The sequence below is a fragment of the Chamaesiphon sp. VAR_69_metabat_338 genome, assembly GCF_031423935.1.
In the GTDB taxonomy this organism is placed as follows: domain Bacteria; phylum Cyanobacteriota; class Cyanobacteriia; order Cyanobacteriales; family Chamaesiphonaceae; genus Chamaesiphon.
Genome location: NZ_JANPGM010000296.1, coordinates 1 through 3234, shown reverse-complemented (window position 1 = coordinate 3234; position 3234 = coordinate 1). Strand labels below are relative to the sequence as shown.

Annotated in this window: 4 protein-coding genes; 1 reads left to right on the top strand and 3 read right to left on the bottom strand. The window is 50.2% G+C overall.

The genetic code is table 11. The features are described 5' to 3' along the window. Positions 1-96 precede the first annotated feature (96 nt). The 3 genes from RMO84_RS08640 to RMO84_RS08630 form a co-directional block, all read right to left on the bottom strand. Entirely contained in the window at positions 97-381 is a 285-nt protein-coding gene (locus tag RMO84_RS08640; protein ID WP_310488070.1) for a DUF2470 domain-containing protein, read from the bottom strand. Between the two features lie 188 nt (positions 382-569). Then, positions 570-1001 (bottom strand): hypothetical protein, encoded by a 432-nt coding sequence (locus RMO84_RS08635; protein WP_310488069.1) that lies wholly within the window; start codon positions 999-1001, stop codon positions 570-572. 162 nt (positions 1002-1163) lie between these two features. Continuing rightward, complete coding sequence (locus tag RMO84_RS08630; RefSeq protein WP_310488068.1) at positions 1164-2618, bottom strand: tetratricopeptide repeat-containing serine protease family protein; 1455 nt, start codon at positions 2616-2618, stop codon at positions 1164-1166. Positions 2619-2745: 127 nt separating this feature from the next. Between RMO84_RS08630 and RMO84_RS08625 the strand changes: the two genes are divergently transcribed. After that, positions 2746-3234, top strand: a 489-nt coding sequence (locus RMO84_RS08625) for an FAD-dependent oxidoreductase (RefSeq protein WP_310488067.1), incomplete at its 3' end; no start/stop codon positions are given.

The window sequence follows — 3234 nt, the reverse complement described above, 5'->3', positions numbered from 1 at the left end:
CATTTTCGTCGGTGATTTGACTCAGTTCACGGTTGGGTTTGTAAAAGTGGATGTATCGCATGGTGCGGGGAGCGGGGGGGGGGAGCGGGGGCAAATTTAGGCGGAAGGTGTTTTGGCTTGTCTAATCATGGCGATGAGGACTTGGTGGGCGTCTTCAGAGTCGGTGAGTTCGCGATCGAATGGAATTCTTAAACTCACGGTTTCACCATCAACTTGAGCCGTCAAATCCATGCCTAAAGGATCGATCGCGCTCATGGCGGCGGCGGCGGCGGTGGGAGTTTTACCGTAGACGTGGGCGTAAGTGAGCACAGCGGAGGCATGATCGTCATTCATGTGCTTGCAGATGCGATCGCTGATTTCGGGAGTAATGGGATCTGCCATAATCTTGTGGTTGAAAAGCTAAAAAATATATCTCGATCGTACCGCAAACCACATACATCCGCTGTGCTGGAATAAAAACTCGCAAGCTGGAAATACTGGTGCTAACCGTAGATCCAGGGTACCCACAAGAGACACCCCTACAGATCGATCGTGTAGGGGTGCCCCTTGTGGGTACCCTCCGATCTCTGCTAATACCATCTAAATCCCAGCCAGAACCAATACAAACAGCTTAATAAAGCTACAAAACTGAGATAGCTGACGATCGTACTAATCGTGACAATAATCCAGGGTCGATCGCTAAATTTGTAGGCGACAAAGCTTTTGACGAGTGTAATCATCGTTGCCAGAGCTAGGGCATTAAAAGATACCGACGGGAAGATCTGATGGGCGAATAGCTGGAATAGATAGAGCGAGATCCTGGCGATCGCATTGAGGATGAAAACATCGATCGTGCACAGCCGCAAATTACCCCATTGTAGATAATTCATCATCCTCACTTCGACCCAGAGCGAGACAATTGCAGCGATCGAGATCGCGATGAGAATTCGCCCCAAGACAGCAAAGAAATTTGAGCCTAGTAAGTTTAGCGGTTCTCCGCTCGCCAACAGAAGATCGAACATCACAAGAGTTGAGGGCTGTGCTAATTTGCCCCACTAGTATGCCCGAAAAATTTACGAGCGTCAGCGATCGAGATATTATGAGTGGCTCCCTGGCATTGCCGAATTGAAGGAGGCAACTAACTTACCGATCTCCCGTCTCCCAGTTGCCTCGATGCTCTAGAGTTAAGCTGCCGCTCCAGCTTTTTTAAGTTGTCGCCAGCGTTTGAGGCGCACCGTTGTTTGACGGTATAGTTCGGCATTTTCTTGTTGCTGCGCTAGTTTCTCGGCAACTTCGAGATCGGCAATGGCTCCGTCGCGGTCTTTAAGCGTGTAATACTTGAAATCGGCACGCTTGAAGTAGGTAGATGCATCGCTGGGATTGAGTTCGATCGCGCGACTGAAATCGGCTAATGCGCCTTGGCGATCGCTCGTGATGATTTTCAAGAAACCGCGATAGCTGTAGTAGCTAGCCTCATTGGGGTCGAGTTGAATCGCGCGGTTGAAATCCACTACTCCGCTCTCAACCTGCCTCAATTTGACTTTCAAATATCCGCGATTGGCGTAGGCGGTGGCATATTTAGGACTGAGTTCGATTGCCAGATCGTAGTCGGCTAATGCACCTTGAGGATCTTGGAGTCGATTTAATTTCAGCTTGCCGCGATTGCTGTAAGCCTCGCCATAGTTGGCATTGAGGGCGATCGCTCGATCGTAGTCTGCTAATCCACCTGGAATATCTTGAATCTTTTCTTTTAACACCCCACGATAATTGTAAGCTGGTGCAAATTTGGGATCGATCGCAATTGCCCGATCGTAATCGGCGAGGGCACCACGATAGTCGCGGTTGCGATATTTTTGGGCAGCGGCGGCGACATAATCATCGGTGCGGGGCGTGGCAGTTGGCGGGATCGATCTCGGTGTTTGACTGAGTTGGACGCCCAAGCTGGTGGCAATTGTCGCGACACGATCGATCGGAATTCCTACATTGAAGCCCGTTTTGCTGCCAATTGTGCCATCGGCGAGTTGTTCGCGATCGCCTCTACCGTGAATCGCCACTAATTCCCCGTTGGTATTTAAGACCCCACCACCACTCATTCCTGGTAGTGTGTCATTGCTATAAACCAGTGAGTAACCATTCTCAAAAGTTTTGTTACTATTGGCAGAAACTCGTCCTTCCCTGAAGACAAATACCGATTTTGTCAGGACTCTAGTTGCCGCAGGAAAGCCAGCGACATATAGATCCATCCCCGATTTGAGCGCGTGACAGTTGCCCAATGTCGCGGTGGGATATTTATTAGTGGATTTGAACTTGATGACCGCTATATCGATTTGTCCGGGTGCTGTCCGGCGCGAACTATCGATCGCCAGATACTCTTGTCCATCTGGTGTCGTAATCTTGTAACTACTGGGTGCTTTGACGACATGAGCAGCAGTTAGAACTGTGTAAACATTGCCTTGACGCTGAAGGATGACGCCAGAACCTTGCATCTGGTCATCGGAAATTAAGACGGTAATTGCCCGCGCCGTCTCGGCAATTTCGATCGCGGTTTTGGTGGCAGCAACGGCAGACTGCGGCTGGATAAAGACGATCGTGGTGCCAATACCGATTAACCCCGTCCATAGCCCGATCTTCGATAACATATGCGTGTAGTTAGCTGATGTAGAAATTAATCTTAGCCTAACCACCGATAATCCTCAAAGTTGTTACAGTGAGTAAAGAAGCTCCACGCCGCTGCTGTAGCGGCGATGCCATAAAAATTATTGAATTATGACTTCAGTACCGCGTATCTGTATCCTCGGTGGGGGATTTGGGGGCTTGTATACAGCCTTAAGATTGCACCAACTCGCCTGGGAACCAGGCCAAAAGCCCGAAATTACCCTGATCGACAGGCAGCCTAATTTTGTATTCGCCCCCTTGTTATACGAACTAATTACGGGCGAAATGCAGAGTTGGGAGATCGCACCACCCTTTGCCGAACTGTTGAAAGGGACGGATATTCGTTTCATCCAAGGATCTGTGCGCCAGATCGACCGCGATGCCAAATCGATCGCCTTAGAAGATGGCACGGAACTGACGTTCGATCGATTGGTGTTGGCGTTGGGGTGCGAAACTCCGTCTGAGAGCGTTCCTGGTGTCACCGAACACGCGATTCCATTTCGATCGCTCCCAGATGCCTACCGGCTCGATGCCAAATTGCGACAGCTCGAAACCGCCTCAGCCGAACGGATTCGGGTGGCGATCGTCGGAGCTGGCTAT